Annotated in this window: 28 protein-coding genes; 23 read left to right on the top strand and 5 right to left on the bottom strand. The window is 58.2% G+C overall.

The features are described 5' to 3' along the window. Positions 1-2: 2 nt before the first annotated feature. From HP15_RS11645 to HP15_RS11635, 3 genes are read right to left on the bottom strand one after another with little or no spacing between them, the layout of a single operon-like run. Positions 3-707: an SIMPL domain-containing protein gene (locus tag HP15_RS11645; RefSeq protein ID WP_014577645.1), complete on the bottom strand. Its 705-nt coding sequence runs from the start codon at positions 705-707 to the stop codon at positions 3-5. 31 nt (positions 708-738) lie between these two features. After that, positions 739-1,473 carry a gamma-glutamyl-gamma-aminobutyrate hydrolase family protein gene (locus HP15_RS11640; RefSeq protein ID WP_008177443.1) on the bottom strand — a complete coding sequence of 245 codons (735 nt, stop codon included), beginning with the start codon at positions 1,471-1,473 and terminating at the stop codon, positions 739-741. Then, a complete protein-coding gene (locus HP15_RS11635; protein WP_041645333.1) occupies positions 1,466-2,467 on the bottom strand; it encodes an amidoligase family protein in 1,002 nt (333 codons plus the stop codon). The genes HP15_RS11640 and HP15_RS11635 overlap by 8 nt, the downstream gene beginning before the upstream one ends. A 215-nt stretch (positions 2,468-2,682) precedes the next feature. Here HP15_RS11635 and lexA point away from each other — a divergent pair, with 215 nt between their 5' ends. After that, a complete protein-coding gene (gene lexA / locus HP15_RS11630; RefSeq protein ID WP_008177448.1) occupies positions 2,683-3,294 on the top strand; it encodes a transcriptional repressor LexA in 612 nt (203 codons plus the stop codon). A 42-nt stretch (positions 3,295-3,336) separates the two neighbouring features. Next, positions 3,337-3,828 carry a cell division inhibitor SulA gene (locus HP15_RS11625; RefSeq protein ID WP_008177450.1) on the top strand — a complete coding sequence of 164 codons (492 nt, stop codon included), beginning with the start codon at positions 3,337-3,339 and terminating at the stop codon, positions 3,826-3,828. A 4-nt stretch (positions 3,829-3,832) separates the two neighbouring features. On the opposite strand, the gene HP15_RS11620 is transcribed toward HP15_RS11625, so the two are convergent. Together HP15_RS11620 and HP15_RS11615 are read right to left on the bottom strand one after the other, a co-directional pair. Beyond that, a complete protein-coding gene (locus tag HP15_RS11620; protein WP_008177453.1) occupies positions 3,833-4,093 on the bottom strand; it encodes a hypothetical protein in 261 nt (86 codons plus the stop codon). 51 nt (positions 4,094-4,144) lie between these two features. Further along, entirely contained in the window at positions 4,145-4,657 is a 513-nt protein-coding gene (locus HP15_RS11615; RefSeq protein WP_014577642.1) for a DUF6586 family protein, read from the bottom strand. Between the two features lie 224 nt (positions 4,658-4,881). On the opposite strand from HP15_RS11615, the gene HP15_RS11610 reads away from it, so the two are divergent. The 21 genes from HP15_RS11610 (at position 4,882) to fliQ (ending at position 24,748) form a co-directional block, all read left to right on the top strand. Further along, positions 4,882-6,240 carry a DUF1329 domain-containing protein gene (locus HP15_RS11610; protein ID WP_014577641.1) on the top strand — a complete coding sequence of 453 codons (1,359 nt, stop codon included), beginning with the start codon at positions 4,882-4,884 and terminating at the stop codon, positions 6,238-6,240. 17 nt (positions 6,241-6,257) lie between these two features. Beyond that, positions 6,258-6,587, top strand: a complete 330-nt coding sequence (locus tag HP15_RS11605) for a hypothetical protein (RefSeq protein WP_014577640.1) — start codon at positions 6,258-6,260, stop codon at positions 6,585-6,587. 71 nt (positions 6,588-6,658) lie between these two features. Then, positions 6,659-8,110, top strand: coding sequence for a sigma-54 dependent transcriptional regulator (locus HP15_RS11600; protein WP_041645329.1), 1,452 nt, complete (start codon positions 6,659-6,661; stop codon positions 8,108-8,110). A gap of 230 nt (positions 8,111-8,340) precedes the next feature. Further along, entirely contained in the window at positions 8,341-9,579 is a 1,239-nt protein-coding gene (locus HP15_RS11595; RefSeq protein ID WP_014577638.1) for a sensor histidine kinase, read from the top strand. A 12-nt stretch (positions 9,580-9,591) separates the two neighbouring features. Further along, on the top strand, positions 9,592-11,058 hold the full coding sequence (locus HP15_RS11590) for a sigma-54-dependent transcriptional regulator (RefSeq protein ID WP_014577637.1): 1,467 nt from the start codon (positions 9,592-9,594) through the stop codon (positions 11,056-11,058). Between the two features lie 251 nt (positions 11,059-11,309). Beyond that, positions 11,310-11,678, top strand: coding sequence for a flagellar hook-basal body complex protein FliE (gene fliE, locus HP15_RS11585; protein WP_008173058.1), 369 nt, complete (start codon positions 11,310-11,312; stop codon positions 11,676-11,678). 15 nt (positions 11,679-11,693) lie between these two features. Next, positions 11,694-13,403, top strand: a complete 1,710-nt coding sequence (gene fliF, locus HP15_RS11580; RefSeq protein ID WP_014577636.1) for a flagellar basal-body MS-ring/collar protein FliF — start codon at positions 11,694-11,696, stop codon at positions 13,401-13,403. Then, positions 13,396-14,439 carry a flagellar motor switch protein FliG gene (fliG, locus tag HP15_RS11575; protein ID WP_008173060.1) on the top strand — a complete coding sequence of 348 codons (1,044 nt, stop codon included), beginning with the start codon at positions 13,396-13,398 and terminating at the stop codon, positions 14,437-14,439. Before fliF ends, fliG begins: the two co-directional genes overlap by 8 nt. Further along, positions 14,439-15,332 carry a flagellar assembly protein FliH gene (locus HP15_RS11570; RefSeq protein WP_041645327.1) on the top strand — a complete coding sequence of 298 codons (894 nt, stop codon included), beginning with the start codon at positions 14,439-14,441 and terminating at the stop codon, positions 15,330-15,332. Before fliG ends, HP15_RS11570 begins: the two co-directional genes overlap by 1 nt. Then, positions 15,313-16,707 (top strand): flagellar protein export ATPase FliI, encoded by a 1,395-nt coding sequence (gene fliI, locus HP15_RS11565; protein ID WP_014577634.1) that lies wholly within the window; start codon positions 15,313-15,315, stop codon positions 16,705-16,707. Before HP15_RS11570 ends, fliI begins: the two co-directional genes overlap by 20 nt. Then, the gene (gene fliJ / locus HP15_RS11560) at positions 16,707-17,150 is read left to right on the top strand and encodes a flagellar export protein FliJ (RefSeq protein ID WP_014577633.1); all 444 of its coding nucleotides are present in this window, start codon (positions 16,707-16,709) and stop codon (positions 17,148-17,150) included. Before fliI ends, fliJ begins: the two co-directional genes overlap by 1 nt. A gap of 122 nt (positions 17,151-17,272) precedes the next feature. Then, positions 17,273-17,578 carry an STAS domain-containing protein gene (locus HP15_RS11555; RefSeq protein WP_014577632.1) on the top strand — a complete coding sequence of 102 codons (306 nt, stop codon included), beginning with the start codon at positions 17,273-17,275 and terminating at the stop codon, positions 17,576-17,578. Between the two features lie 24 nt (positions 17,579-17,602). After that, positions 17,603-19,360, top strand: coding sequence for a PP2C family protein-serine/threonine phosphatase (locus HP15_RS11550; RefSeq protein ID WP_014577631.1), 1,758 nt, complete (start codon positions 17,603-17,605; stop codon positions 19,358-19,360). After that, positions 19,353-19,700, top strand: a complete 348-nt coding sequence (locus HP15_RS11545) for an Hpt domain-containing protein (protein WP_014577630.1) — start codon at positions 19,353-19,355, stop codon at positions 19,698-19,700. The genes HP15_RS11550 and HP15_RS11545 overlap by 8 nt, the downstream gene beginning before the upstream one ends. A 153-nt stretch (positions 19,701-19,853) precedes the next feature. Continuing rightward, complete coding sequence (locus tag HP15_RS11540) at positions 19,854-21,044, top strand: flagellar hook-length control protein FliK (RefSeq protein ID WP_014577628.1); 1,191 nt, start codon at positions 19,854-19,856, stop codon at positions 21,042-21,044. 165 nt (positions 21,045-21,209) lie between these two features. Continuing rightward, positions 21,210-21,719: a flagellar basal body-associated FliL family protein gene (locus HP15_RS11535; protein ID WP_014577627.1), complete on the top strand. Its 510-nt coding sequence runs from the start codon at positions 21,210-21,212 to the stop codon at positions 21,717-21,719. 36 nt (positions 21,720-21,755) lie between these two features. Continuing rightward, a complete protein-coding gene (gene fliM / locus HP15_RS11530) occupies positions 21,756-22,754 on the top strand; it encodes a flagellar motor switch protein FliM (RefSeq protein WP_014577626.1) in 999 nt (332 codons plus the stop codon). Next, complete coding sequence (gene fliN, locus HP15_RS11525; RefSeq protein ID WP_008173072.1) at positions 22,747-23,238, top strand: flagellar motor switch protein FliN; 492 nt, start codon at positions 22,747-22,749, stop codon at positions 23,236-23,238. Before fliM ends, fliN begins: the two co-directional genes overlap by 8 nt. A 1-nt stretch (position 23,239) precedes the next feature. After that, positions 23,240-23,689, top strand: coding sequence for a flagellar biosynthetic protein FliO (gene fliO, locus HP15_RS11520; protein WP_014577625.1), 450 nt, complete (start codon positions 23,240-23,242; stop codon positions 23,687-23,689). Positions 23,690-23,693: 4 nt separating this feature from the next. After that, positions 23,694-24,470, top strand: coding sequence for a flagellar type III secretion system pore protein FliP (gene fliP, locus HP15_RS11515; RefSeq protein WP_014577624.1), 777 nt, complete (start codon positions 23,694-23,696; stop codon positions 24,468-24,470). Between the two features lie 8 nt (positions 24,471-24,478). Further along, a complete protein-coding gene (gene fliQ / locus HP15_RS11510; protein WP_008173075.1) occupies positions 24,479-24,748 on the top strand; it encodes a flagellar biosynthesis protein FliQ in 270 nt (89 codons plus the stop codon).

Below are 24,748 nucleotides of genomic sequence, written 5' to 3'. Positions count from 1 at the left end.
GTTCAGTCCAGCTCGAAGGTGGCGCTCACTGAGGCTCGGATTTCCCGCTCACCCACGCTCGAGACCGTATCCGACATGGATTTTGCCTCCGCCATCATCATTGGTACCGGGCGGTGCCCGCCATTGATGTTGATGGTGACCACATCACCACAGCTCTGGTCGAGCTGACTGGCCACGAATCGGCAGCGGGCCTGGGCGTCTGCGATGGCTCTGGCCAGTGCTTCCTGTTCCATACCGGTCTCATCCGAGTGGAAGAACTGGTGAGGGCCCAGGTGGTAATCCAGGCCCACAGCCTGGGCCTGCTGGAGCAGGGGGTTGAGCAGAGTAAGATCACTGATGCTGAAGCTGACGGTCTGTGAGGCGACGGCCTGCTTGCGGGGCTGCTCCTCCCTTTCAGATGCGGGCAGAGTTCGGGTGTAAAGGTTTACCGACGCGTCTGAGTAATCATTGAGCTGATCCTGATACTCGGTAATACCCTCGCGCCACTGCGCCATCAGGGCCGCTACCCGTTCGGTGGCCTTCTGGGGAAGCTCGTGCTCGGCACTGGCTGTGAACTGGAGTCTGGCGCTGTCGGGCTCGTATCGGACACTGCCCTCGCCAGTGAGCGTAACCTCACCTGCCATTGTCAGTGCAGGTACTGTGAGCGCGAGAGGGAGAATAAAACCGGACTTCAGGTTTAAACGGAGCTTTCGGTTCCGTCCGTTCATGGTAGTGCCTCCTTTGAAAACCGTTGATGGATCAGGCGTCGTCGGAATCCGGTTCCAGGCGCGCCAGTTTGTATCGGCGGGCAGCATCCACGAACTGGCCAAAGATGCGTCGGTGTCCGCCATGGTAGAGCAGGTATTCCGGGTGCCATTGGATGCCGGTTAGCCATTGGCGTCCGGTGCTTTCAATAGCCTGTACAAACAGATCATTGTCCACGGCGGTCACGCGCAGGTTGCGGCCCAGGCGCTTGATGGCCTGGCTGTGAATCCGGTTGGCGCCGATCACCGGGGAGCGCATGGCTTGCTCAAGCCGGCTGTGCGTTACCAGTCGCACGGTTTGCAGGGGCAAGAGCAGTGGGCGATGCCGGGTATTGACCCTCAGCGGTGTCACGTTCTGGCACAGGGACCCGCCGTGGAAAACGTTGATGAACTGGGCGCCGCGGCAAATCCCGAGCACGGGAATGCCAATGGCTTCAGCCTGCTCAAGCAGTGACTGATCGGTTTTATCCCGCTTGCGGTCATAGTTGGCGGTAACCTGTGGCTCCTGCCCATAACGTTCAGGATGGACGTGGGTGCCGCCTGACAGCACCAGGCCATCAAGCATCGGTACGGCAACCCGTGAACCGGGGCGAATATAGTGGGTCCGGGCACCGTGGAGGCGCAGACCCAGGCTGATCAGGCGATGGGCAAGGCTTTTTCGAGCGGGACCGCTGATGCCGATCGTCAGGCCCGGAACCTCAAGTTCCTGTTCTTTGGACTCTTCAGACATACCCGTTTTTGGCCAGCCAGTCGTCAGTGGTTTCCCGCCAGCTGTGGGTCAGGTTGTGAAGATTCAGTTTGCGCCGCTCCCGGAACAGTTGCCGCATGTCGGCAAGGTCGTCGGGATTGTTGGCCAGTTGCTCCAGAACGACCCAGTCGTTCCAAACGGTTGAGAAATGCCAGCCGGGATTGTCGATGTCGCAATCCGGCAACCGGTAATGCAGGGTTGGCCTGCTTTTTATCCTGGGATCCTGAACATGGCGTTCCAGCCGTTCCTTGTCCAGGTGGGCAAACAGTGGAAGCAGGTCAAGCGCGCGATTGCGGGTAGGATTGAACTCCAGGTAATCCTCCATGAGCTCCCCGAGGTTTGGTTGATAGTTATCCTCCATCAGGAGCTCGGTGTAGCGGCCGTGCCAGGGTTCGATGTACGTAGTGAATTTGCGGCTGACGTCCAGTTGATGCCGGTGCTTGAGCCATTCATACAGGGCCGCGAACGCCTGGAAGTAACGAACCAGGGTCTCGGGGCTGAGGTCGGGCAACTCAGGATTAAGCTGCAGGCCAAACGCAAAATAGATGGCGTCCCGGCTACCCAGTGCCCCGGCGTTCCTGAGTTTGTCGACGAGCGTTTCAATCACCTCGACGCTGGAAAACTTCAGGGGTGGGCTTATGATCTCGAGGGGTACCACGCGTTCGGCCGCGGCGTCGATCACATCCATCGCCTGTCCACCGAGTTCACGAATGGACTCGGGGAGGCGCTCATCCGCCAGATCAAGATCCTTGATCGGATCGGAATCAAGCTCAACCGTGAAGTCGCCAAGAGCTGTCTGCAAGGTTGTCACATAGCGTGACTTGAGCTCAGGTGTGCCCTCCAGCATCTTCGCCGCCAATGTAACCAGCTCATCGTAGCCCAGACCAGACAGTTCGATCTCGACGCCAACCCGGCGTTCCTTCCCTTCGTTCGTCTCTAGGATGTCAGGCATCCTGCAGGCACTGACTTGGGTCATGGTGCTCCCTGGTTCGTGAGGAATAGTGCCCTAACCATATCACACCGCTGTTGATCCTCATTATTAAGCGGATGCAAGAAAATCAGGGAGCCGACTTTACACTGGATAAAACACTGTATATAGTCAGTTTACTGTATAAAAAAACAGGGCCACCGGAGCCACTCTTACGAGAGGCTGATGTTTGCAGCGGCCCGATCCCGATATAGCGGAGTAGCTTGATGAAGCTGACAGCAAGGCAGTCCCAGGTACTGGATATTATTCGCCGATACGTCGACGAGACCGGCTATCCGCCAACTCGTGCTGAAATCGCGGCAGAACTGGGCTTCCGTTCGGCCAACGCCGCGGAAGAACATCTCCGGGCATTGGCAAGGAAAGGTGCCATCGAGATGGTGCCGGGAGCGAGCCGCGGCATCCGTCTGCCTGAGGCGGAAGAAGACCTGGGCCTCCCGGTCATTGGTCAGGTCGCTGCCGGTAGTCCGATCCTTGCTCAGGAGCACATCGAGGATCACTGCACACTGCAGCCAGAATTCTTTTCGCCGTCTGCAGATTATCTTCTGCGGGTCCGGGGCATGAGCATGAAAGACATCGGTATTCTCGATGGCGACCTGCTGGCAGTTCACAGTACCCAGGATGTTCACAACGGCCAGGTGGTTGTTGCCCGGGTTGGCGATGAGGTCACGGTAAAGCGTTTCCGCAAGGAAGGCTCGAAAGTCTACCTGATTGCCGAAAACGAAGAATTCGCACCGATCGAAGTGGACCTGACCGAACAGGAGCTGTTCATCGAGGGTCTGGGTGTTGGTGTTATCCGCCGCTCTGACCTGCACTGAGCGGTTCGGATAGCCTCAGATAGTTTGAATAACGGGTGAATTATGGAACAAATGAGCTTTAATCAGAATCTGGCCTACAACCCCAATGCTCTGTCCTGTTCAGTGTCGGCAACCGCCGCCCGCGAGCGACGTTCCGTCATTCGCGCCCGACGCGCTCCGGAAACCACCGAACCCAAAGTCTGTGGCAATGTGACGGAGATCATTCTGCCGGAAGGCCAGGTAGAAAATTTCCAGCTGCTGTTGCCAATGCTGACCCAGCTGAATCAGGAGAAGCGCTGGCTGGCCTGGATCGACCCGCCCCAGGCGCTTGTTAGCAAGTGGCAAAAAATGCACGGGATCGTCGCCGGCGAATTGCTGGTGCTGCGTTCAACACCGGACTATCCTGCCCAGGACCTGGCAGAGCGAGCCCTCAGTGCCGGCACCTGTCACGCGGTGGTCATGTGGACCCGTAAACTGGGGCGAACTGCCTTCGAATCCCTGCAAAGAGCCTCGGCCGAGGGCAATAGCCACGGCGTCGTTCTCAGGCAGCGTTAACCGATCAATGCAGGGTGTAGGAGGGCTGGGCGTCTGAGGCGTCCAGTTCGTCATCTTCCCAGTCGATATCGTGGGCAACATTGCCTACAGCCTCAATGCCAGCTGCAATCATTGCTTTGGCAACCGACATATCCCGATCTTCCATCATTTCCCGGGCTTCTTCCGAAAAAGAGATTTTTACCAGTGGCGCACTGTCATCATCAATGCGGCGCAGGGCGTAATCGCCATTGGTCAATTGCACGATTTCAAAAAACGATGGTGACATTCAATAAACCTTCAAGTTAATACGATTTGAATAACCGGAGCTGGGAGTGGCTTACCACTCGCTGTGCTGCTCTTCCAGATCGTCGGCAAAATGTTTGACGGCGGTCAGCGTTTTCATCAAAGCAGCCGACGATCGATCCGGGCCGGAATCGGCCGATACCGCAATAATGTTTTCCTCGCTCACGGTTTTTTTGGTCGCCGGGGGTCTGCTTTGGGCGCGTTCGAGTTGCTCCATATGGTTCCACCAACTCCCGGATCGCTGTTCCAGCTCCTTCAGGCGGCCAACTTCACTCGGTTCTGGCCCGATAAGATCGACCAGCTCATCAAGGGTTGAAGGTTCCTCTGACTTTCTCTGGTATAGCCTCGCAACCAAGACCAGCAACAGTTTTCGAGACCGCAGAAGCAGCTCGATCGCCCCCTGAATAGCGGCTTCCCGGCGCAGCGCCTGTTCCGCCTCGTTGGGACGTTGTTCCTGAGCCTCGTCTGTGGGCCGGTCGAGTGGCTGAAGCAGCGTGCGGGCGAGAAAGAGCTTTTGAGAAACCAGTGAGTGCCATTGCGAGGCCATGGAATACCTTCAATCCCCCAACGCGGGTGTAACCCCGAAAAATTAATTCGTCACTATATCATTTTCGCTATCAAATTTCTTCCATTCTCTGTGCGGTGAGGTTTCACAATAAAACACAAACATTCACTTGAAACGACCGTTTGAATTTGGCAAAAAGGCGCCCGGCTGTGCGAGTTCTGCTCGTGGCGGCTACCCAACAGCATGAATTTCTGGAGGTGTAAGGGATGCGAAGCCAACTCGTTGCAGGTGTCGCACTGGTTTTTCTCGGGTTTTCCGGACAGGCCCTGTCCAAGGTCACGGCCGCCGAGGCCGAGCGGCTGGGTGGTGAACTGACCCCGGTCGGAGCCGAAAAGGCGGGCAACCGCTCAGGCAGCATACCCGAATGGACCGGAGGTTTGGCCACGCCGCCGGACGGCTGGCGTGAGGGGCAGGTGGAAATTAACCCGTTTCCCGAAGATGACGCTCTTTTCGTTATTACCTCCAACAATCTGGAGCTATACAGGGACAAGCTTTCAGACGGCCACATTGCCATGCTGGAGAAGTATGGGCCCGACTTCTTCATGCCGGTTTACCAGACCCGACGGACTGCTGCGTTTCCCGAGCACGTCTACGACAAATTTCGTGAGAACGCGCTGACAGCGCAGTTGCTGGACAACGGTAACGGCGTTCGCGACACCATCATGACCAGTTCCTTCCCGATTCCAAAAAATGGTCTGGAGGTTATCTGGAACCATATCCTTCGCTATCGGGGCGAAGAAATTTCCCTGCGTAGTGCCTCTGCAACGCCCCAGAGGGATGGCTCCTACAACCCGGTGGTCAATGATTACGACTACTTCTTCGCATACAGCCAGAGGGGCGCGGAGCTGGCGGAAATCGATAACAAGATTTTTTACCTGAAGACGGACACCGTCTCACCGTCGTCACTGGCCGGCACCATCACGCTGGTGCATGAAACGCTTGACCAGGTGCGGTCGCCGCGTCTTGCGTGGCGGTACGATTCCGGTTCCCGTCGTCTTCGCCGGTCGCCCAACCTGGCCTACGAAACCGACCTGCCGAATTCATCCTCGCTGCGGTCCGTCGACCAGAAAGACATGTACAACGGTGCGCCTAACCAATACGACTGGGAGCTGAAAGGCAAGCGCGAGTTGTTCGTGCCCTACAATGCCTACAAGCTTCACGGGCCAGAAATCGAAGCCGACGACGTGATTCGTCCGGGCCATATCAATCAGCAGCTTACCCGCTACGAACTTCATCGGGTTTGGGTAGTCGAAGCGAAACGCCGTACCGGTATCAGCCACATTTATGATCGCCGCGTGTTTTACGTGGATGAAGACAGCTGGCAGATCCTCGCGTCCGAGGAATACGATGCAGAGGGGAATCTGTGGCGTGTGTCGGAAGCTCACAACATCAGCTATTACAGTGAGCCGGTATTCTGGACTACCATGGAAATGACTTACGACCTGAAGGCGGAGCGTTATTACGTTGATGGGCTGGATAATGGATTCCCGGCGTACGATTTCGCCCCGGGGTTCCGTGGCAACGAATTTACTGCCTCCGCCGCCCGTCGTGCCGCTCGCCGCTGATTTCCAAGGAGACTGACATGGCAGACCCGCAAGCCCACCTGGACCACCTGGATCGACTGATGGCAGATCTCGGTCGCGCCCTGGCCGAAAAGGACTGGGACGCGATGGCGGGGCTGAACGAGCAGGTGAAGCCGGCAGTCGAGCCGCTGATGGCTGCCCTGGAAGCGGGAGAGGTTGATTCGGAGCCGGTGAGGCTCCGCTTGCAGGAACTACAGCAGTTTATTGACGCCGCCGATGAATCGGCCCGAATGGCCCGCAAGGAGGCGGAGGATGGCCTGAAGGGTGTAAACAGGAACCGGAGTGCGGCGAAGGCCTACCAGAACGTTTCTTCGAACCGACCAAAATAGCGTCATAAAATTGACTCTGGGGTTCTTACAGTCTTAAATACCGCACAAATCCCCCCAAGAGATTCGGTTGAATGTCTAAAAATAACAAAGTGCTGGTGCTGAGCGAGGATGATTCAAGATTGCGGGACATAGTCACCATTCTTGAGTTCATTGGCGAGGAGCAGGTCCTTGCCGGCGATGAAGCCAGGGCACTTTTGAGCAGTGGTGATGAGGAAAGCCTTTCAGATATCGCAGTCGCGGTGGTGAATGGCGAGGATGCAGGAGCCACCGAGGCGATCACCGCTGTGTGTGATGCCGTTCAGGGCGTACCGTTTCTGGTTGTTGGTCACCCTGAACTCAAGGGACTGTCCGATGAGATCAGCGGTCGCATCATTGCTCGCATGGAATGGCCGCTCAATTACACCAAGTTCGTGGATTCGCTCTACCGAGCCCAGATCTATCGGGATCAGTTCACCCGCTCCCGGGAGCGTGGCCAGCAGCGCGGTTTGCAGCTCTTCCGGAGCCTTGTGGGAACCAGCCGAAAAGTCCAGCAGGTACGCCAGCTGATGGAGCAGGTGGCGGATAAGGACGTCAGCGTTCTCATTACCGGTGAGTCCGGTACCGGCAAGGAGGTGGTCGCCCGCAACCTGCATTACCATTCTTCCCGTCGTGATAAACCATTTGTTCCGGTGAACTGTGGTGCCATTCCGGCGGAGCTGCTGGAAAGCGAGCTGTTCGGCCATGAAAAAGGGGCCTTTACCGGAGCCATCACGGCCCGGGTAGGGCGCTTCGAGATGGCCGAGGGGGGCACTCTGTTTCTCGATGAGATCGGGGACATGCCGCTCAACATGCAGGTCAAGATTCTCCGGGTTCTGCAGGAGCGCACTTTCGAGCGGGTGGGAAGCAATCGCACCCAGTCTGCAGATGTGCGGGTAATCGCCGCCACCCATAAGCACCTGGAAGATATGATTGAATCCGGGGATTTCAGGGAAGACCTCTATTATCGCCTGAATGTGTTCCCCATCGAGATGCCGGCCCTGCGTGACCGGGTGGAAGACATTCCCCTCCTGATTAACGAACTCATTTCCCGGATGGAAAAAGAGAAGCGTGGATCGCTGCGGATGAATTCAGCGGCCATCATGAGCCTTTGCCGGCACGACTGGCCCGGCAATGTGCGTGAACTGGCGAATCTTGTCGAACGCCTGTCGATCATGCATCCCTACGGCGTAATCGGCGTGCAGGAGCTGCCCAAGAAGTTCCGCTACGTTGACGACTATGATGAGAATCGCCCGGTGGAGGACACGGGTATGCCTTCCGGTATTCCTGGCCTGGTGGGCCTGGATGCCCCGGCATTGCTGCCGGTGAACGGTATCGACCTGAAGGATTACCTCTCCAACCTCGAGAAACAGCTGATCCAGCAGGCGCTCGACGAGGCCGGCGGCGTTGTGGCCAGGGCTGCCGAGAAGCTGCGGATCCGACGCACTACTCTGGTAGAGAAGGTTCGAAAGTACGGGCTGCGGGAAGAGGAATCTGAGGAGTCCTGAGCAGGATCGCCCGGAATTTAGAGCTCCCTGAACGGCGTCAAAGGTTCGTAACCTGAGGCGCCGTTTCCGTTTCTGACCGACGTAAAATTGTCATTCTACTCTTTCAAGAATCTCCTTGCCTTTGAAATATATAGAAAAAATCAAGTTGGCACGTTGCTGGCTTACAAACCTGCAAACGAAGTATCCGAACTATGAGGTCCGAACCGACGGGCCGATCGGGGAGTCAGGTTATGAGTCAGGCACAATTTGTTCTTCAGTCCGGCGCGGGCGGCACAAAGACCAACGCTGCGGCGGACGTCAATGACAAGGTTACCGCCCTGTTTCCGGAACAGGACGATGAGGCGGTGGATACCGCCCTGGAATTGTTCAACCGGATGTCGCGGCAGATCACTGACTCCTACCGGACCCTCGAATCCCGGGTCAACCAGCTTTCCGGCGAGCTGAACCAGGAATCGCTCCAGCGTCAGCAGGAGCTTGAAGAAAAAGAGCAGCTGGCAGATCGTCTGTCCACCTTGCTGAACGCACTGCCTGCCGGCGTTGTCGTTCTGGATAGCCAGGGCGTGGTAACGCAGACCAACCCGGCAGCTATTGCGCTTCTGGGGGAGCCCCTCGACGGTGCCCGCTGGGTTGATGTCATCCATCGCTGCTTTGCGCCCCGGCGGGACGATGGCCACGAAGTATCTCTGAAGGATGGTCGCAGGGTCAGCATCGAGATCCGGACCATGGAAAACCAGCCCGGCCAGTTAATCCTGCTGACAGACCTAACCGAAACCCGGCACCTTCAGGCGCAGCTGGCTCACGCCCAGCGTCTGTCTGCCATGGGCAAGATGGTTGCGTCTCTCGCTCACCAGATCCGTACCCCGCTGTCCGCGGCCATTCTTTACGGTGGCCATCTGAGCCAGGAGGATCTGGACGAAGAAATGCGTCAGCGCTGTGCTTCTCGCCTGATGTCGCGCCTGACCCACCTGGAACAGCAGGTGCGGGATATGCTCATTTTCGCCCGGGGCGAAACCCGGCTGGCCGAGGAGTTATCTGCCGACAAACTGGTCTCTGCACTGGCATCGGCAGTCGAGGGGCTGAAGCCGGCTCCGGGCGCGACAGTGAATCTCGAGAACAAAATCTCCAGCGACTGCCGGCTGATGTGTAATCGGGATGCCCTAGTTGGCGCCTGTACCAATCTGGTGAATAACAGCCTGGAGGCCGGCGCTCGCCATGTGGCGGTTCGGGTAACCGAGGAAACCGGGGAACTGGTCATCCGGGTTGTGGACAACGGCCCAGGTTTTGAGCCCTCGGACGCTGCCCGGCTGACCGAAGCTTTTTATACAACCAAGTCCCATGGCACGGGTCTCGGCCTTGCAGTGGTGCAGGCCGTTATCAAGGCGCATCAGGGACGGTTTTCCATTGAATCGCCGGAGCAGGGCGGTGCTGTAGCCACCCTGCGTTTGCCGCAATTACGTAACAGACACTGATCGGAGGCAACCATGGCCAAGGCCCAGATTCTGATTGTTGAGGACGACCATGACCTGCGTGAAGCGCTGGTAACCACCCTCGAACTGGCAAAATTCCGGGTTCGGGAAGCATGCAATGCCAGCGAAGCCCTTGAGCGACTGGCCGAGGCTCCGGTGGATATGGTGGTCAGTGATGTCAACATGCCGGGTCTGTCAGGGCACCAGCTTCTGGCAGAGGTGCAGCGGTTGTACCCGGGCCTGCCGATGATGCTGATCACGGCCTATGGCCAGATCAGCGATGCGGTATCCGCCATGCAGGCCGGTGCTATCGATTATCTGGTAAAGCCATTCGAACCGCGTTTCCTGGTGGATGCCGTCAGCAAGGTTGTTGGCGGCGGGCGTGAGAAAGCCAGTGATGAACCGGTGGCAGAAGACCCGATCAGCAAGCGGATGTTCCAGCTGGCGACCAAAGTGGCCGGCAGCGATTCCACCGTCATGATCTCGGGGGAAAGCGGAACTGGCAAGGAAGTCCTTGCCCGGTTCATTCACCAGCAGTCCCCACGGTCAGAGCAGCCGTTCGTAGCGATCAACTGTGCTGCAATACCGGAAAACATGCTGGAGGCTATCCTGTTCGGTCACGAGAAAGGTGCCTTTACCGGTGCCGTCGCCTCCTCGCCCGGCAAATTCGAGCAGGCCAACGGCGGCACCATTCTGCTGGACGAGATTTCGGAGATGGATCTGGGGCTTCAGTCCAAGCTCTTGCGGGTATTGCAGGAGCGGGAAGTGGAGCGGGTTGGTGGTCGCAAAACCATCAGCCTGGATGTCCGTGTTGTAGCGACCACCAACCGGGATCTGGCGGATTACGTTCGCGAAGGCAAGTTCCGGGAAGACCTTTATTACCGTCTGACAGTGTTCCCGATGCACTGGCAGCCGCTCCGGGAGCGGCCGCTGGATATCATGCCACTGGCTACTTCGCTGCTTAAAAAGCATTGCCGCAAAATGAAGCTGACCGGGATTACCTTTGCCCAGGACGCAAAAAGTGCGCTTATGAATCATCAATGGCCGGGGAATGTGCGGGAGCTGGACAATGCCATCCAGCGAGCGCTGGTGCTGCACCAGGGAAATGTCATTCACTCTGGCGATCTGTGTCTGGAGCTGGGCATCACCGGCCGGCCGGACCTTCGCAGCGCGGCGCCGGTTTCGATGACCGAAACCGTTGCCAACACAGCAGCGGGCGAGCCGGATATTTCAGACTCTGGCTTTTCCCCCCTAGACGAACCTTCTCATTTGCGCAGTGACGAGCCGGAGGGCGCGGTTTCGCTGGGAGATGATCTGAGGCAGCAGGAATTCCGTATTATTATTCAGACACTCCGGAAAGAGCGTGGGCGTCGCAACAGGGCCGCAGAGCAATTGGGGATCAGCCCCCGCACGCTCAGGTACAAGCTGGCCCAGATGCGCGACGCCGGAATCGATCTGGACGCCGAAATGGCCTTGGTCTGACCCCCTGCAAGACGAACTCCTTCATTGGCACCCCTCGGGGTGCCGTTTTTTTATCTTCGATTCCCCATGCCGGTGGGGGCACCCTGCCCGTCGTCAAAAGTCCGTCATGGAACTTTCACGACTCCGTCCTTGTATTCGTAACCTTCTGATATTTATATCTAAAAACTACTTGGCCTGCCAATTGCTTCACCGGAGCTGAGATTATCCCAAGAGCAATTCCGTCCCTGGGAGGGCGGAGCCAGGAGAGAGTTATGGTTCAGCGTGCCGACATCAACAGTGTTTTGTCCGATATAAGGTCCCTGCGTTCACAGATGATGCAGAACCAGCGGGTCGAGCAGGATCAATCGGTTCGTGGTCGCATAGACGGCCCTCGCCAGGTTCAGGAAACCCAGGAGACGCCCAGCTTCAATGACATGCTTAGCAACGCGGTGAACAACGTCAACGACCTCCAGAAAACGGCTGGGGATCTCCGAACCGCCTACGACATGGGCGATCCGAACGTAGACATCACCCGTGTGATGATTGCCGCCCAGAAATCCTCTGTCTCCTTCGAAGCGCTGACCCAGGTACGTAACCGGGTGGTTCGGGCCTACGAAGACATTATGAACATGCCGATCTGATAACGGAGCAGAGTCATGGCCAGCGTACCTGCAGAAACCAATGCCTCCAACATGCCCGCAGCCCGGGAGGGAGACGCGCCAGAGAGCCGTAGCGACCTGTTCATGGGGTTCAACCGGCTCAACCTGTTGCGCCAGATCGGGCTTATGGTGGGGCTTGCCGCCAGCGTGGCGCTGGGGCTGGCGGTCGTGCTCTGGGCTCAGGAGCCGAACTATCAGCCGGTGGTGGGTGATCTTTCATCCTACAATCCTCAGGATGTGACCACCATCCTCGAAAGCAACGGTATCGACTACAAGATGGATCCGCGTACCGGCGCATTGCTGGTTCCCTCGGATCAGGTCTACAACGCCCGCTTGAAGCTGGCGGCCGAAGGTGTCACCGATCGTCAAACCATGGGCTACGAACTGCTGGACCAGGAACGTGGTCTCGGCACGTCGCAGTTTATGGAAACCATCTCATACCGGCGCGGGCTTGAGGGTGAGCTTGCCCGCACCGTTGCCAGCATGCGTGGCGTTCGGAATGCCCGTGTGCACCTGGCTATCCCGGAGCGCTCTGTCTTTGTTCGCGATGCCCGTGATCCCTCTGCCTCGGTGTTTCTTGAAGTTTTCGCTGGTCGCCGGCCGGAACAGGAACAGATCAACGCTATTGTGAATCTGGTTGCCGGCAGTGTTCCCATGATGAGCAAGGAACACGTAACCGTTGTCGATCAAAACGGCAATCTGTTGACGGGCAAGCAAAGTCAGAGCGGTGCGGATCAGATGGCGGACCAATACGAATACACCGCCAAAGTCGAGGAGCGTCTGACACGTCGGGTTGCCTCTCTCATCGGACCCATCGTGGGTGATGGCCGCTATCGTGCCGAAGTGTCGGCGGATCTCGATTTCTCCTCGGTGGAGCAGGCAGAGGAATTGTTCAACCCCGAACAGCAGGCGGTGCGCAGTGAGCGTGAGCTGACCGAACGGCGCACTGCCGGCGCACAGGGCGGCATTCCCGGTGCGCTGGCAAACCAGCCGCCGGCTAATGCTACGGTGCCAGAGCAGGCTGCCGGTGGTGATGGTGAGCAGGCGGCGCCAGCACCGGTCAACGTGCGAAGTGAATCCACGCGGAATTATGAAATGGATCGTACTGTCAGCTACCGACGTCAGGAGCTGGGCAGAGTCAAGCGGGTGACCGTGGCTCTGGCGGTGGACGACATGAAAGTAGTGGATCCACAAACGGGCGAAGTCAGCTACGAGCCCTGGCCGGAGCAGGAGCTGCAGCGGCTCAGCATGCTGGTTAGGGACGCCGTGGGCTATTCAGCTGCCCGGGGTGACAGTGTTACGGTGATGAATACCGCATTTGCGCAGGAAGAATCCGTTGAATTCGAGGCTCCGGCCTTCTGGGAACAGCCCTGGTTCTGGGATCTGATGAAGCAAGTGCTCGCAGGCCTGGTGATTCTGGTGCTCGTGCTGGGGCTGCTGCGCCCAACGCTTAAAAGCCTGTCCGGCGGTGGCCAGCGGGAACGCGGCCTGGATTCCGGCTCCGGCAGTGGCGGTGGTTACGGGGGCCTTGATGACATCGAGGGTGGAGATGAGCTCCGCAAGGCCATGTCCGCCCAGGATGATCTGCTTTTGCCGGGTGCCACAGACGGTTATGATAGGCAGCTGAACGCATTGAAAGGGCTGATTGCCGAAGACCCGGCGCGGGTCGCACAGGTAATGCGCCAGTGGGTGAACGTCGATGACTGAGCAAGCCAATCAACAGGGTGGCGGTGAGCCGTCAAAGCCGCAGCGGAAAATTCCGCGTGTGGAACAGGCTGCGATTCTGCTCATGTCACTGGGCGAAGCGGATGCCGCAGAAATCCTCAAGCACATGGGCCCCAAAGAGGTCCAGCGTGTGGGCGTGGCCATGGCCCAGATGAAGGATGTCAGCAAGGACGAAGTGACCTACGTGATGAACCAGTTTGTTGATGCCGTCGGCGGGCAGACCGGGCTTGGCGTAGGCAATGACGAGTACATCCGGACGATGCTCACCCAGGCGCTCGGCGACGACAAGGCATCCAGCCTGATCGATCGCATCCTGATTGGCGGCAATACCACCGGCCTCGATACCCTCAAGTGGATGGAGCCCCGGGCCGTTGGCGACATCATTCGCTATGAACACCCGCAAATCCAGGCCATTGTTATTTCCTACCTGGATCCGGATCAGGCCGCTGAAATTCTTGGCACCCTGGATGAGAAGGTCCGCCTTGATGTGATGATGCGTGTTGCGTCACTGGAGAGTATCCAGCCCCAGGCCTTGCAGGAACTCAACGATATCCTGGAGAAGCAGTTCTCGGGTGGCGCCGCCTCCCAGACCAGCCGCATTGGCGGGGTCAAGCGGGCAGCGGACATCATGAACTTCATGGATCGGAGCATCGAAGGCAATCTGATGGATTCCATAAAGGATATGGATCCGGACCTTGCCAGCACCATCGAAGACCTGATGTTCGTGTTCGATAACCTCAAGGAAGTGGACGACCGCGGAATCCAGGCGCTGTTGCGGGAAGTGTCCTCGGAAGTGCTGGTGGTGGCCCTCAAGGGCGCCGACGAGGAGGTTCAGAACAAGATCTTCAAGAACATGTCCAAACGCGCTGCGGAATTGCTGCAGGATGATCTTGAGGCCAAGGGGCCGGTCAAGGTCAGCGAAGTTGAATCCGCCCAGAAAGACATTATCACCATCGCACGCCGTATGGCTGAGGCCGGTGAAATCTCCCTCGGCGGTGCCGGCGAAGAAATGATGTGATGAAAGATTCCACCCGTGACGTCAATCGCATTCCCAAGGAACAGCTGACCGCCTATGAACGGTGGGAGCTGCCCCTGCTGGATGCCCGTGGCAATGAAGTAGCGCGAGAAGAGGAGCGCGAGGTCAAACCCCTCACCGCCGCCGACATTGACGAGATTCGCGAGGCGGCGCGGGAAGACGGCTATAACGAGGGCCGGGAACAGGGTTACCAGGATGGCCTGAAAGCCGGCAAAGAGGAAGGCCACCAGGATGGGCTGGAAACCGGCCTGGCAGAGGGCAGGGAGCAAGGCAAAAGTCAGGGCTACGACGATACCCGCAAGGAAATCGACACCAAGCTTGACCGTCTCGAACATCTACTCGGTGAGTTGCTGCTGCCGATCAAGCGCCACGAGGACGAACTTGAAACCTCTCTGGTCAACCTGACCACGGTTCTGGCCCGGGCGGTGGTCTATCGTGAACTGACCATCGACTCCTCCCAGATCCGTCACGTGGTTCGCCGCGCCATGGAGGCGCTACCCTCCACCGCGGAAAACATCCGCATCCATATAAACCCGGAAGACTGTGAAATGGTTCGCGAGGTGACCGCCCGCCTCGAAGCGTCCGCTTCCGTCATTGAAGACGCCAGTATCCTGCCCGGTGGCTGTAAGGTGGAAACCCGTCACAGCCTGGTGGATTTCACGGTTGAGAAACGTTTCCAGCGGGCCGTGCAGAGCATGCTGGACCAGCAGATGAGCGACAGTGAGGGCGGGGAAACCGAGGAACTGGACTCCATGATGGAAGACTTGACCGGTTTCCATCGGGACGTGCTGGATTCCCCGGAGACCGGGGATTCCTCAGACGATCCGAAGCCGGCGCAAAATACAGGTGACGGTGATGACCTCGAGCCTCGCTGATCGCCTCAACCGCTTTCAGGGTTTTCTGGGAAACGAGCCCGAGCCTGAACTTTCCGGCCGACTGACTCGCATGGTGGGCCTTACCCTCGAATGTGTCGGCTGCCCCATGGTGGTCGGTGACCGCTGTGTCATCTTTGGCCAGAACACCGGTAATGTTGAGGCGGAAGTGGTGGGCTTTGAGGACGACCGAGTGTATCTGATGCCCCTGACAGCAATCGAGGGGCTCAAGCCCGGTGCCAGGGTTGTGCCTCTGTCTGCCGCAAGCCGGGTGCCGGTTGGCCCCCAGCTGCTTGGCCGGGTGGTCGATGGCAGTGGTGAGCCCCTGGACGGAAAAGGCCCCTTGCAGGCAGAGGCCCGCGTGGCGCTCACCGGCGATATTATCAACCCGCTGAACCGCGCCCCGGTGCGGCAGTCGATGGATGTGGGTATACGGGCGATCAATGCGTTGATGACCGTCGGCCAGGGGCAGCGCTTGGGTCTGTTTGCCGGCAGCGGCGTGGGCAAGAGTATGTTGCTGGGCATGATGACCCGCTTTACCGATGCCGACATCACCGTGGTGGGCCTGATTGGTGAGCGGGGCCGCGAGGTAAAGGAGTTTATCGAAGACATCCTGGGCGAAGAGGGCCTTTCCCGCTCGGTGGTGGTGGCCGCGCCCGCGGACGATTCGCCACTGATGCGGTTGCGCGCCGCCATGCTGACCACCCGGATTGCCGAGTATTACCGGGATCAGGGCAAACGCGTGCTCCTGTTGATGGATTCCCTGACCCGTTACGCCCAGGCCCAGCGGGAAATTGCGCTGGCCGTGGGTGAGCCGCCGGCGACCAAAGGCTACCCGCCCTCGGTATTTGCCAAACTGCCCCAGTTGGTGGAGCGAACCGGCAATGGTCGCCCCGGAGGTGGTTCTATCACGGCGTTCTACACCGTACTTACCGAAGGCGACGACCAGCAGGATCCGATTGCAGACGCTGCCCGGGCGATTCTGGATGGCCACATCGTACTCTCCCGCCGGCTTGCCGAAGAGGGACACTATCCCGCCATTGATGTGGAAGCGTCGATCAGCCGGGTGATGCCGCAGGTAACCGAGACCGAACATTTTTCCAGGGCCCAGCGATTCAAGCAGGTGTACTCACGGTACCAGCAGGCCCGGGATCTGATCTCTGTCGGCGCTTACGTGAAGGGTTCCGATCCCGAGACCGATTTTGCCATCACTCACATCGGCAATATGCGCCAGTTCCTGCAGCAGGGCCTGAATGAGAGTGCACCACTGAAGGAAAGTGTTGACCAGTTGCTGGCGGTGGTGCCAGAGCGTCGTTCCCCCGATCGGCGTAAGTCGGCCGTGCCGAATCCGGCAGCTGGCGGCGGAGGTGATGCCTGATGCTGCGTTCCCGGCGTCTGGAAGTGGTTCTTTCCCTGGAGGAGCGCAAGGAGCAGGAAGCCCTGGAGCGAATGGGAGAGGCCAGGAAGCTAGCGGAGCAGCAGCGCGAACAGGTCCAGAACCTGAATCGCTACCAGCAGGAGTACCGGGATCAGATTCGCAACAGCCAGCAGGGGGTTGTGCAGGTGTCCAGGCTCCAGGCGTGGCAGGCCTTTATTGCGCAACTGGATCAGGTAATCCGGCAGCAACAGACGCAGCTGGAGCAGGCGGAAAAGGTCTTCGAGGCGCGCAAAAAGGAATGGCAGCACGCCTGGGAGCGCCGGCGTGGCATGGAAAAATACATAGAAACCTGCCGCCAGCAGGAGCAGAGGGAGCAGGATCTCCGGGAACAGAAGCTTTCGGATGAGGCCGCGGGGCGGGCTTTTAACCAACGTCGACGCTGAATCTTGCTCCGCATCAAGCAAATACAGATGCAAAATCAGACCACTCAGCTATCCTTACCGGATGTAGGGCTGGTAGAACACGCCGGTCAAATGCTGCTCTTGATAGCCCGGGAGGTTTTGGAATGCCGATCCAGACGCGCCGCGATGATGACGGTCAGACTCTTGTTATCAGGATAGAGGGGCGTTTCGACTTCAGCACCCATCAGGCGTTCCGTGATGCCTACGAGCACGGTGATCCGAACATCCGGAATTACATTGTGGATCTGTCTGACACCACCTACCTGGATAGCTCGGCGCTGGGAATGCTGTTGTTACTCCGTGATTATGCCGGAGGTGACAGCGCAGGAATCGTCATCGAAAACTGCAATAACGATGTCCGTCGTATCCTTTCAATCTCCAATTTCGAGCAACTTTTCAATATCCGCTGATGCTCGCGGACTGCCGGAGTACTCATGGATGATTCCGTTGCAGAACATAGCCGTCCCCTGAGAATACTGATCGCTGACGATTCGGACAGCGATCGCCTGATCCTCAAAACACTGCTGAAGCGACTGGGACACGAAGTCCTTGATGTGGCAAACGGGCTGGACGCGGTCTCTGTTTTCCAGCGGGAGGCGCCGGATCTGGTGCTGCTGGATGCCCTGATGCCGGTCATGGATGGCATGGAAGCGGCCCGTCAGATCAAGCTCCTGGCAGGTGAACGGCTGGTCCCCCTGATTTTCCTGACCTCCCTCTCTGAAGCCGGTGCCCTGGCCCGATGCCTGGAGGCCGGTGGCGATGACTTCCTGGGAAAGCCCTATAACCGGATCATCATTGAAGCCAAGATCAAGGCCTTCAACCGAATGCGATTGATGCACCGGACCCTCTCGGATCAGCGGGATCTCATTCGTGAGCGCAACCGACAACTTACCGAAGAGCAGGAAATCGCCAAGCGGGTCTTCGATAACGTGGCTCATTCCGGCTGCCTGGATGCCTCCAATATTCGTTATCACGCCTCGCCCCAGTCCATTTTCAATGGTGATGTGTTGTTTGCCTCGCCGCGGCCGGCGGGCGGGATGCTGATCTTCATGGGGGATTTCACCGGCCATGGTCTGCCGGCTGCCATCGGCGCCATGCCTGTAGCCGAGATCTTCTACGGCATGGCCAATAAGGGTTTTAACGGCCAGGACGTATTGCGCGAGATCAACCAGAAACTCAAACGGATTCTGCCCACGGGCATGTTCTGCTGTGGCGCCATGATCGAGGCGGATTTCAAACTTAATCAGCTGCAAGTCTGGAACGGCGGTCAGCCCGATGGCTGGCTGATCCGGACCTCCGGAGAACTCCAGGCATTGCCATCGCGGCATCTTCCCCTGGGTATCCTTGCGCCGGATCAGTTCAATGCCGATTTCGATAGGGTTGGTGCCGCCCCTGGTGACAGGGTGCTGATGATGACCGATGGCTTTCTGGAATCTGCCGACAGCGCCGGCAACGTATTCGGTGAGCAGGGCGTTACCGGCACGCTTGACCGGCTGGACGGTGGCGACCATCCGTTTGATGCCATGATGTCCGCGGTTCACCGGTTCACCGGAAACTTTGAGGATGGCGATGACCTGACGCTCTGCTGTCTGGAAATGATGGACGAGGCTGGGCTGGCTACCCTGCCAGATCGTGCCGCACCGTCTGCTCTTGCCGGGCCGGCGGAATGGCGCTGCAGCTATGAAATCCGGGAAAGGACTCTCGGCGAGTTCAGTCCTCTGCCTCTGTTGCTTCATATCTGCATGGAGGTGCCGGGTCTTCGACGGAAGAGCGGCGAAATCTATACCCTGCTGGCGGAACTCTACAACAACGCGCTGGAGCACGGTGTTCTGGAACTCCCGTCAGAATGGAAACACTCACCGGAGGGCTTTGGCCGCTACTACGCGGAGCGCGATCGGCGCCTGGCCAACGTGGAGGGTCACTACATCCGGTTCACACTGCACCATTCCCTGAAACCGGATGGAGGTCGGCTTCGTGTTATCTGTGAGGACAGCGGCCAGGGGTTTGATTTTCACAATCATCCCAGCGTGGCCCCCGGTAATTCCCCAACCATGAGCGGGCGCTATGCAGGGCGGGGCCTGCTGCTGTTGAAACGTCTGGCGGAGACCATCAGGTTTCATGAACAGGGCAATCATGTTGAAATTGTCTACGATTGGCAGTTCGCCCGTACAGCGGAGAATCGAGATGACTGATAAACCACACCTGGACGAGGAGGCACTGGCTGAGCTTCGAGATGTCATGGAGGACGAATTCGAAGTGCTGATACAGACCTATGTTGCAGATTCCCGCGACAGGATTCGGGGATTGCAAGAAGCCCTGAGGGCTGACGATAGTGACGCCTTTGCCAAGACGGCCCATAGCTTCAAGGGCAGTTGTATCAATATTGGCGCCCCGCGGCTTGGCGAACTCTGCCTGAAGGCGGAAATCGCAGGAAAGGAGTCCCGGCTGGACGATGCCTCGGGATTAGTGGATGACATCGCCCAAGAATTCGAACAGGTAATCGCAGGCCTGGATGGCTTGATGGTGGGGTAAATCAGGTCGATTCAGGCCCTTTGTCAGGTGAAGCAGGTGTGCGCTGGCATCACAATTGCTTTGTCCTTCGCATTGAGTGGATTAACCGCCCATGCACCGGCCAGGTCCGGCAAGGTGAGGGCGACAATGCGATAAAAGCGGCAAGAGGTTGCCATGGCCCAGATGGTTCTTCCCCAAACCCCCGCGCCCGGGACGCAACAAGATCCCGGCCCGTCAAAATCCGGAACCAGCCGGGATCCGGCTGACAGGAAAAGCGATTTTGACTCTGTCTCCCAGGCTGAGCAAAAGCGGCTCGATCGCCAGAGGGCGGATCGGAACGCTGAGGCCAGATCTGCCGATGAATCCCGGGCGACCCAGGACACTTCTTCAGAGACGAAAACGGAAGCAAACGCGAACGCTGATCCAAAGGGTGGCGAAAAAGCCGACGCTGCCACGGATGCTGAATCACGGGACGCGGGCGAGGCCGCTGTTGCCGGTGATGGCAAATCAGAGCCGACGGCGCTTCCTCTTACCTTTGTTGAGTTGCAGTCCTGGCTGAATCCAAAAGCCGGGGGTGCCGGTGAGTCCGCCATGTCAGCCACAATGCCGGGAGTCGGCGTCAACGCTGCCACCGGTGGTTCGGGCCAGACGAATTCCGTTGCCGGATTGTTCAGTGGCCTTCTCACAGGGGCCTCGGGTCAGAAAGCTCAGTCCGGATCCGGCGGTGTTTCCGGCGATGCGACACTGACAGATGTCATGAAGGCCTCAGTGCTCACCGACTCCGGCCGCAATGCGGATTCCGGCTCGTTGATCAATTCTGGCCGCTTCCAGTCCGCCATGGATCTGGTGTCCCAGCAAGCGGCGAATAATGCCAATGGGGCAGCAAAACTGACGGCCGAGAATGCTGCGCCATTGCGAGGTTATGCTACGTCCATTGATGTGCCGGTAGGCCATGCAGAGTGGGGCGACAAACTGGTGGGTAAGCTCAGCTGGCTGACGGCCCGCAACATGTCGGTTGCCGAAATCCACCTGACACCACCGGACATGGGCCCCATGGAGGTCAAGGTCCGGGTGCAGAACGAACAGGCGAGTATTACGGTCCATTCGGCCAATCCCGTGGTCCGTGACCAGCTTGAACTGCATTCCCACCGGCTCAGGGATATGCTGGGTGAGCAGGGACTGTCGTTGGCAGGCTTCGATGTTTCCGATTCGCCTCGCCAGCAGACCGGCGAGCAGGGCACCGGAAACGATGATGGCTCCGGTAGCGGTTCGGCATCGCTGGTCGCTGGCGATCAGGACGATGAAGGCATCAGCACCGGCAGCCTTGATCTCAGCTGGAAAGGCGAAGTAGACATCTTCGCCTGATACCCTTCGATATTCTCTTCCAATCTCCTTTGCCCATCCTTCCCGGCAACGCTAAACTGCTGTTCTGAACGGGAAGGTTGGGTGTTCTGGCCCGCCCTTTGCATCCAATCCTGAAAAGTCGCGGAAAATTGCTCCCCGTGACGGATTTCTGGCAAAGCGAACATTATGGCTGAAAATAACGAATCTGAAGCGGCTCCTGCCAAGAAGGGAAAACTGAAGCTGATCATCATGCTGGTTGTGGTGGTGATCCTGGCCATTGTGCTGTCTGTGGTGGGTACCCTGTGGTTCCTGGGCGGCGGTCTTCCGGGCATGGGTGAGGAAGAGGGTGACGCAACCGAGGTTCCAGAGGAAACCTTTATTCCCAGCAGCTACTACCTGATCGAAAAAGCCATTGTTACCACGGTTCAGGCTGAGGGCCGCCAACGCTACGCCCAGGCTTATCTGGCGCTGGAGTCCACCGATCCACAGGCGCTTGAAGCTGCCAAGCTGCACATGCCTCTGATTCGAAGCCAGCTGGTGACTGTCCTCGGTAGCAGTAACTTCAACGAGCTGCAAACGCCCGAGGGCCGGAGTGGCCTGGCCGAGCGGATGCTGACCACGGTGAATCAGGTGCTGGAGCAGGAAGGCGAGCCCGCCATCAAGCGGGTGTTATTCAGAAATTTTGTCGTGCAATAGCGCACGGGCCACGGTACTTCAGGGGCAGGACTAAGTATGCAGGACTTGTTGTCACAGGACGAAATCGATGCGCTCCTCCACGGGGTGGACGACGGTGACATTGATACCTACGAAGAGACCGATGACACCGGTATAAAGTCCTATGACCTCGCCAGTCAGGACCGTATTGTCCGGGGCCGGATGCCGACCCTGGAGATGATCAACGAGCGCTTTGCCCGTTATACCCGGATCAGCCTGTTCAACCTGATGCGTCGCAACGCCGATGTCTCCACCGGCGGCGTCCAGATCATGAAGTTCGGCGAGTATATTCACACCCTTTACGTGCCCACCAGTCTCAACCTGTGTAAGGTTCGTCCGCTTCGAGGCACCTCCCTGTTCGTGCTGGATGCCAAGCTGGTGTTCAAGCTGGTGGACAATTTCTTTGGCGGTGAGGGCCGTCATGCCAAGATCGAGGGCCGCGAATTTACCCCCACCGAGACCCGCATCGTCCAGATGGTGCTGGATCAGGTGTTCCACGATATGAAGGAAGCCTGGCATGCGGTACTCAAGGTGGATTTCGAGTATCTGAGCTCGGAAGTGAACCCGGCCATGGCCAACATCGTCAGTCCCAGTGAAGTGGTTGTGGTCAGCACCTTCCACATTGAACTCGACGGTGGCGGCGGTGAACTGCACTTTGCCTTGCCGTATTCCATGATCGAACCCATCCGCGATGTGCTCGACGCCGGGGTACAGAGCGACATCGACGATGTCGACGAGCGCTGGGTCAACGCGCTTCAGGAAGACATCAAAGAGGTCAGCGTACCGATCAACACAACGGTCTGTCGCCGTCGGATATCGTTGCGGGACATCGCGAAGATGAAAGCCGGCGACATTATCCCGGTGGAGATTCCCGAACACCTGACAGTTACGGCCAATGGCATCCCGATCTACAAGGCAACGCTGGGGACTCGGGACGGAAAACTGGCACTGAGAATTCATGAACGGGCATCCGTGCCCAAGGTAAAGAAACAATTGAAGGTGGGACGCAATGGCTGACGACGACAAGAAAGACGAGCAGGAGCTCAGCGAAGACGAAAAGCTGGCTGCCGAGTGGGAAGCCGCCATGGAAGAGTCCGGTGATGAGGGCGAACGCGAGGACGAGTGGGCCGCTGCGATGGCAGAGGCCGGCGAGACCGGAGAGGCCGAAGACGATGTTCAGGCTGCGCCCATGGAGGAATTCGAGACCGGAAGCGAACCCTCCATGGGTGGTGGTCCTGCTCCGGATATCGACGTCATTCTCGATATACCGGTCACCATTTCCATGGAAGTGGGCAACACCCAGATCCCGATACGGAACCTGCTGCAACTGAACCAGGGCTCGGTTATCGAACTGGACAGGCTTGCGGGCGAACCGCTGGACGTGCTGGTAAACGGTACCCTGATCGCCCATGGCGAGGTGGTCATGGTGAATGAAAAGTTCGGCATCCGTCTCACCGATGTGATCAGCCCGGGCGAACGTATCAAGCGGTTGCAGAAGTAAAATGTGGTCCAAATCCATTGCGGTACTGGCGCTGCTGCTGATCAACCCGGCCTTTGCCCAGGAAACTGCCAAGACGGTTGCCCCTGATTCACCCGTGCGTGCCCCGGATACCGTTGGCACCATTGTCAGCCTGGGGTTGGGGCTGGTGGCAGTGATTGCCGTGATCTATGGCTGCGCCTGGATTATCCGCCGTATGAATGGCATGACCGGCATGAACAACAACGCCATCAAGGTGGTGTCGGTGATGGCCATTGGTGCTCGCGAGCGTATCGCGCTGATTGAGGTGGGCGGCCAGCAGATCCTGTTGGGTATTACCCCATCGGCGATCCGGACCCTGCATGTGTTTGACGAGCCGGTTGTCGAGGCTGGCAGCGCCGGCTCCAGTGATTTTGCCCGGCGTCTGCAGGGCATGATCGGCAAATCCTGGACTTCCCCGACAAGGAACGACTAGCCCCATGCTTGCGGCAACCATCAAGCGACTGCTTCCATCCCTGATTGTCTTGGCGGGCTTTGTCTGGGCGCCACTGGCGCTGGCTCAGGAGCCTTCCGGCATCCCCGGTATACCGGCTTTCACAGTGACGCCCGGAGAAGGCGAGGGCGCCCAGGAATACTCGGTAACCCTGCAGATACTGGCGCTGATGACAGCGCTGACGTTCCTGCCGGCCATGCTTATGATGATGACGTCTTTTACCCGCATCATCGTTGTGTTTGCGATCCTGCGCCAGGCAATTGGCCTGCAATCCACACCGTCGAACCAGATTCTTCTCGGCCTGGCCCTGTTTCTCAGCATCTTCATCATGAAACCGGTGCTTGAGGAGGCCAACCGGGTGGCGCTGCAACCCTACATGCAGGAGGAAGTAACCTCCCTGGAGGCGGTCGAGCTGGCAAGCCAACCGTTCCGGAAATTCATGCTGGAACAGACCCGTGAGAGCGATCTGGCCCTGTTCATGAGGATCTCTGACACGCAGTACGAGACGCCGCAGGACGTGTCTTTCTGGATCCTGATGCCGGCATTCGTGACCAGTGAACTCAAGACCGCATTCCAGATCGGGTTTATCCTGTTTATACCGTTTCTGATTATCGACATGGTGGTGGCCAGTGTTCTCATGGCCATGGGTATGATGATGCTGTCGCCGATCATCATCTCCCTGCCGTTCAAGATCATGCTCTTTGTTCTGGTGGATGGCTGGGCCCTGATCATGGGCACACTCGCCGCCAGTTACGGAATATAGGAGGCATCATGACTCCGGAAACCGTTATCGACATCCTGCGCGAAGCCCTGTGGATGATCGTGCTTCTTGCCTCGATCATCATCGGCCCGGGGCTGGTGATTGGTCTTGTGGTCAGTACCTTCCAGGCTGCCACCCAAATTAACGAACAGACCCTGAGCTTCCTGCCGCGCCTGCTGGTTACGTTGATCGTCATCATCGTCTGGGGCCCCTGGATGCTCACGCAGCTGCTGGATCATGCCAACCGGTTGTTCGGCAACATACCCTACCTGATCGGCTGA

The sequence above is a fragment of the Marinobacter adhaerens HP15 genome (assembly GCF_000166295.1).
Taxonomy (GTDB): Bacteria; Pseudomonadota; Gammaproteobacteria; order Pseudomonadales; family Oleiphilaceae; genus Marinobacter; species Marinobacter adhaerens.
The sequence above is the reverse complement of the archived record's forward strand: the minus strand, read 5'-3'. Positions and strand labels throughout refer to the sequence as shown.